This window comes from Mycobacterium sp. ST-F2, assembly GCF_001905655.1.
Taxonomy (GTDB): domain Bacteria; phylum Actinomycetota; class Actinomycetes; order Mycobacteriales; family Mycobacteriaceae; genus Mycobacterium.
The window spans coordinates 1-5,044 of the sequence record NZ_JMHT01000134.1; the positions used below are offsets into that span (position 1 = coordinate 1).

The following is a 5,044-nucleotide window of genomic DNA, read 5'->3' on the forward strand; positions in this document are numbered from 1 at the left end:
GGCTGGGGCGGCGGGAGCAGCAGCCGCCACTGCGGCGGGTGCCGTGGCCAGCGGAGACGCTGCGGCCGGAGCGGCAGCCAACGGTGCGGCGAGCGGAGCCGTCGCGGCGGCCAGCGGTGCGGCGGCAGCCGGGGCAGCAGCGGCGAGCGGTGCGGCAAGCGGGGCGGTCGCGGCCGCGAGCGGTGCGGTGGCGGCAGCCAACGGCGAGGTGGCGGTCGTCGCGGCGGCAACCGGCGCGGCAACGGCCGGCTTCGGCAGCATGTTCGCCAACGGGGTGCCGGCCGGCAGCAGCGAGGTCAGGTCACCCGGGAAGGCGATCTGCTGCGGCAGCGGCAGCGGCGAACCCGGAATCTGCGGCAGGTTGATGTTGGCCGACGGAATCAGGCCCTGGGCCGGGGCGGCCGGGGCTGCGGCAAGGGGTGCCGCGGCGGCCGGTGCGGTGGCGCCGGGAACCAGGTTCTGCGGCAGGGTCACCGACGCGGTGGCGGCGGGAGCGGCCGGGGCGGCAGCCGGCGCGCCGGAGGTCAGGGCCTGCGTGACACCCGACAGGGCCTGGACCGGAGCCTGGGCGAGTTCATTCACCAGCGGCGTGCCGGGCACGACAGGTGCCGGGTTCGCGGGGGCCGGGTCGGCGGCTGCGACCGCGCTCAGGGCGATCGCCATGGGGACTGCGCCGGCGGCGGCAATCATGCTGGTGGTCAATACTTTTCGAGCGGTGCGGTTGCGCATTTTGGGGGTCCTCCCGGTCCAGTCGTGGCGCGTCAGAACCGAAGGTATTCCGTTACTGGTGTTACTCAAGTGACACGTGTGGCATTTATAGATCCGTTACTGATCGGAAGGCGAAGGGTGACCGACCGTTACAGTCGTGCGATAAACACCGCCACGCGATCAGTCCTGCGCTGGGCGCCGCTGATGCTGGCGCTCAGCATCGCTGCGCGCTTCGCCTGGACCTATCTGGTGCCCAACGGCGCCAACTTCGTCGACCTCCACGTCTACGTCGGCGGCGCATCGACCCTCGCCGGCGGCCACCCGCTGTACGACTACGTCTACGCCGACCAGACCCCGGACTTCCCGCTGCCGTTCACTTATCCGCCGTTCGCGGCGGTGCTGTTCTATCCGCTGCACTTCGTGCCGTTCGGATTGCTGGCGTTCTGCTGGCAGGTCGGCATCATCGCGGCGCTCTACGGTGTGGTGTGGATCAGCTTGCGGCTCATCGGGTTTCGGGGCGAGCGAAGCGACGGGAAATATCCAGTCGATCCCTCGCGTCGGCTGGCCATGGCGTGGACGGCCGTCGGCATCTGGACCGAGCCACTGCGCAGCACATTCGACTACGGGCAGATCAACGTCATCCTCGTGCTGGGCATGCTCTACGCCGTCTACAGCACGCGGTGGTGGTGGTCCGGTCTGCTGGTGGGACTGGCGGCCGGAGTGAAGTTGACACCCGCGGTGACGGGGCTCTATTTCGTCGGCGTCCGGCGTTGGGGCGCCGCGGTGTTCGCCGCTGTCACGTTCGCCGGCACCGTCCTGGTGTCGTGGCTCGTCCTGCGCGATCAGGCGCTCTACTACTTCACCGACCTGCTGGGTGACGCCAACCGGATCGGTCCGGTCGCGACGTCGTTCAACCAGTCCTGGCGGGGTGCGATTTCGCGGATCGTCGGGCACGACGCCGGCTTCGAGCCGGCCGTGGTGATCGCGGTGCTGGTGACGGCTGTCGTGGCCGTGTTCGCCTGGCGCGCCGTCTACGGTCCAGACCGGCCCGACCGGCTCGGTGCCCTGCTCGTGGTGCAGTTGTTCGGGCTGCTGTTCTCGCCGATCTCGTGGACGCACCACTGGGTGTGGTTGATCCCGCTGATGATGTGGCTGTGGCACGGGCCGTTCGCGGCTCTCGGTTCCGCGCGGGTGCTGCGCTGGGCCTGGCTGGTGCTGATGATCGTCGGCGTGCCGTGGCTGCTGAGTTTCGCGCAGCCGACGATCTGGGTGATCAGCCGCCCGTGGTACCTGGCGTGGGCGGGGCTGATCTACCCGGTGATGACGCTGGTGACGCTCGGCTGGATGGCTAGACGAGCCCGTTGATGTCCTCGGCCATCGCCACATCCTTGTCGGTGATGCCGCCTTCGGAATGCGTGACCAGAGCGAAAGTAACTGTCCGCCAACGAATATCGATATCCGGATGATGGTCCTTGGCCTCGGCATGGACAGCCACCCGGCGCACGGCGTCGATGCCGTCGAGGAATGCCGGGAACTTCACGGATCTGCGTAGTGCGCCGTCGGCGCGTTCCCAGCCTTCGGGCAGTGCGGCGTCTACTTGTTCATCGGTGAGGACGGCCATGGGTTCGAACGTACTCCGTTCTGTGTCGGTGACGTCGCGGGCGTGCATACAGATCGCCGGATCCGCGAAATCGGCGATCTGACTGCACATTCGCGATCGTGGACCTTCCGTTTTCGCGCAAACGCCACGCGCGACGAGCCAGTAACCTGACCGACGTGATCGTTGTCGCGGGCGCGCTCATCATCGACGCCAGACTGCTGGTCGCTCAGCGCAATCGGCCGCCGGAACTCGCCGGCCTCTGGGAGCTGCCGGGTGGGAAGGTCGCGCCGGGGGAGACCGACGCGCAGGCGCTGGCCCGCGAACTGCACGAGGAACTCGGGGTCGCGGTGACTGTAGGGAGGCGACTGGGCGAGGACGTGCCGTTGTCCGACACCGTCACATTGCGGGCATACCGGGTGTTGACCGACGACGCGCCCCACGCCCATGACCACCATGCCGTGCGCTGGGTGGGCGCAGCCGAACTCGACGACCTGCCCTGGGTGCCCGCAGACCGCACGTGGCTCTCAGAGCTGAAGGCCGCACTCGCTCAGTAGTGCAGCTTGTCGCCGACGACGCGTGCCGACGCCATCGCGGTGCCGTGCTGCGCGGTGTACAGCGGGTGCAGCAGTGCGGGGTACTTGCAATGCGGGCAATCGGTCTTCGGCTTGTTCACCGTGGAGAACGCCAAATGGTGACACGCAGCACACCGCACCACGAAGAATCCGCCTGCCCAATTGGCCAGCCCGGCGAATATCGCGGCGGTGGCGCCGAGCGCCAACACGAACCCGATCACGCCGGTCAACACTTCGTAGATGGTCATGATGACGACCTCCTCGCGCCGGTTCTCACGGACGCTTCCACGGTACTCGCGGAACGCGTAAAGAGGCAGGTCAATCGCTATTAATCAGGCCTTGCGGGCGCGCTTGTAAACCTTCTCGAGATCCTTGCCGTGGACCCCGTGGTGCGCCGCCTTCTGGACCTTGTGCAGCACCAGCGGACACCGCTTGCACCGGGGCTTGCTGCGGCAGCATTTCTTCTTCGGTTTAGCCCCGGCGAGCTTGCTGACCTTCATCGATGAGCAGTTTTGCCAGGACGCCCGCAGTTTCGCAAACCGACCCCCTCGCTGCGACAATCTTGGGCGTGAGTGAGCAGGCCAGCGCCGGATTCAGAAATGTCGCCATCGTCGCACACGTCGACCACGGCAAGACGACCCTCGTCGATGCCATGTTGCGGCAGTCCGGAGCCCTGGACCGGGGTGACGACTCCACCGAACGCATCATGGACTCGGGTGACCTTGAGAAGGAAAAGGGCATCACGATCCTGGCCAAGAACACCGCGGTGCACCGGCACCACGCCGATGGCACCGTGACGGTCATCAACGTGATCGACACCCCCGGCCACGCCGACTTCGGTGGTGAGGTCGAGCGCGGCCTGTCCATGGTCGACGGCGTCGTGCTGCTGGTCGACGCCTCCGAAGGCCCGCTCCCACAGACCCGCTTCGTGCTGCGCAAGGCCCTCGCCGCGCACCTGCCCGTCATCCTCGTGGTCAACAAGACCGACCGGCCCGACGCCCGCATCGCCGAGGTCGTCGAGGAGAGCCACGACCTGCTGCTCGACGTCGCCTCCGACCTGGACGAGGAAGCCCAGGCCGCGGCCGAGAAGGCGCTCGACCTGCCGACCCTGTACGCCTCGGGCCGAGCCGGCGTCGCCTCGACCGTCCAGCCCGCCAACGGCGAGGTGCCCGACAGCGAGAACCTGGACCCGCTGTTCGACGTGCTGCTCGAGCACATCCCGGCGCCCAAGGGCAACCCGGAGGCGCCGCTGCAGGCGCTGGTGACGAACCTCGACGCCTCGGCCTTCCTCGGCCGTCTGGCGCTGGTCCGCGTCTACAACGGCAAGATCAAGAAGGGCCAGCAGGTGGCCTGGATGCGTGAGGTCGACGGCGCGCCCGTCATCACCACCGGCAAGATCACCGAGCTGCTGGTCACCGTCGGCGTCGAACGCACCCCGACCACCGAGGCCATCGCCGGCGACATCGTGGCCGTCGCGGGTATGTCGGAGATCATGATCGGCGACACCCTGGCCGACCTGGACCACGCGCACGCGCTGCCGCGCATCACCGTCGACGAGCCGGCCATCTCGGTGACCATCGGTACCAACAGCTCGCCGCTGGCGGGCAAGGTCTCGGGCCACAAGCTGACGGCGCGAATGGTCAAGTCCCGCTTGGATTCCGAGCTCGTCGGTAACGTCTCGATCCGCGTCGTCGACATCGGCCGGCCGGACGCCTGGGAGGTTCAGGGCCGTGGTGAGCTGGCGCTCGCCGTCCTGGTCGAGCAGATGCGCCGCGAAGGCTTCGAGCTGACGGTCGGCAAGCCACAGGTGGTCACCCGGCAGATCGACGGCAAGCTGCACGAGCCGTTCGAGGCCATGACCATCGACTGTCCCGAAGAGTTCGTCGGCGCCATCACCCAGCTGATGGCCGCCCGAAAGGGCCGCATGGAGGAGATGACGAACCACGCCGCCGGCTGGGTCCGTATGGACTTCATCGTGCCGTCGCGTGGCCTGATCGGCTTCCGCACCGACTTCCTGACCCTGACGCGCGGCACCGGCATCGCCAACGCCGTGTTCGACGGCTACCGCCCGTGGGCCGGCGAGATCCGCGCCCGCCACACCGGCTCGCCGGTCTCCGACCGCAGCGGCTCCGGGACCCCGTTCCCCGTGATTCAGCTGGCCCGC

Annotated in this window: 7 protein-coding genes; 3 read left to right on the top strand and 4 right to left on the bottom strand. The window is 68.1% G+C overall.

From position 1 onward, the window contains the following. Positions 1–729 (bottom strand): hypothetical protein (locus EB75_RS28295; protein WP_286150348.1); only part of this gene is annotated, 729 nt, incomplete at its 3' end. 183 nt (positions 730–912) lie between these two features. Here EB75_RS28295 and EB75_RS28300 point away from each other — a divergent pair. Further along, positions 913–2,073: a mannosyltransferase gene (locus EB75_RS28300; protein WP_286150349.1), complete on the top strand. Its 1,161-nt coding sequence runs from the start codon at positions 913–915 to the stop codon at positions 2,071–2,073. On the opposite strand, the gene EB75_RS28305 is transcribed toward EB75_RS28300, so the two are convergent. Beyond that, positions 2,057–2,329, bottom strand: a complete 273-nt coding sequence (locus tag EB75_RS28305; RefSeq protein WP_073698502.1) for a 4a-hydroxytetrahydrobiopterin dehydratase — start codon at positions 2,327–2,329, stop codon at positions 2,057–2,059. The two genes, EB75_RS28300 and EB75_RS28305, sit on opposite strands and share 17 nt — an antisense overlap. 146 nt (positions 2,330–2,475) lie before the next feature. On the opposite strand from EB75_RS28305, the gene EB75_RS28310 reads away from it, so the two are divergent. Further along, positions 2,476–2,862: a (deoxy)nucleoside triphosphate pyrophosphohydrolase gene (locus EB75_RS28310; protein WP_073698504.1), complete on the top strand. Its 387-nt coding sequence runs from the start codon at positions 2,476–2,478 to the stop codon at positions 2,860–2,862. Here EB75_RS28310 and EB75_RS28315 read toward each other — a convergent pair. Together EB75_RS28315 and EB75_RS29130 are read right to left on the bottom strand one after the other, a co-directional pair. Continuing rightward, the gene (locus tag EB75_RS28315) at positions 2,856–3,128 is read right to left on the bottom strand and encodes a hypothetical protein (protein WP_073698499.1); all 273 of its coding nucleotides are present in this window, start codon (positions 3,126–3,128) and stop codon (positions 2,856–2,858) included. The two genes, EB75_RS28310 and EB75_RS28315, sit on opposite strands and share 7 nt — an antisense overlap. 84 nt (positions 3,129–3,212) lie before the next feature. Then, positions 3,213–3,380 (bottom strand): hypothetical protein, encoded by a 168-nt coding sequence (locus tag EB75_RS29130; RefSeq protein WP_142239888.1) that lies wholly within the window; start codon positions 3,378–3,380, stop codon positions 3,213–3,215. A 68-nt stretch (positions 3,381–3,448) separates the two neighbouring features. Here EB75_RS29130 and EB75_RS28320 point away from each other — a divergent pair. Then, on the top strand, positions 3,449–5,044 hold a 1,596-nt coding region (locus tag EB75_RS28320), incomplete at its 3' end, for a GTP-binding protein (RefSeq protein ID WP_073698500.1).

Bases quoted from the DNA above. Each gene is read 5' to 3' on its own strand.
- EB75_RS28300 (WP_286150349.1), top strand. From the start codon at position 913: ATGCTGGCGCTCAGCATCGCTGCGCGCTTCGCCTGGACCTATCTGGTG.
- EB75_RS28305 (WP_073698502.1), bottom strand. From the start codon at position 2,329: ATGGCCGTCCTCACCGATGAACAAGTAGACGCCGCACTGCCCGAAGGC.
- EB75_RS28315 (WP_073698499.1), bottom strand. From the start codon at position 3,128: ATGACCATCTACGAAGTGTTGACCGGCGTGATCGGGTTCGTGTTGGCG.
- EB75_RS29130 (WP_142239888.1), bottom strand. From the start codon at position 3,380: ATGAAGGTCAGCAAGCTCGCCGGGGCTAAACCGAAGAAGAAATGCTGC.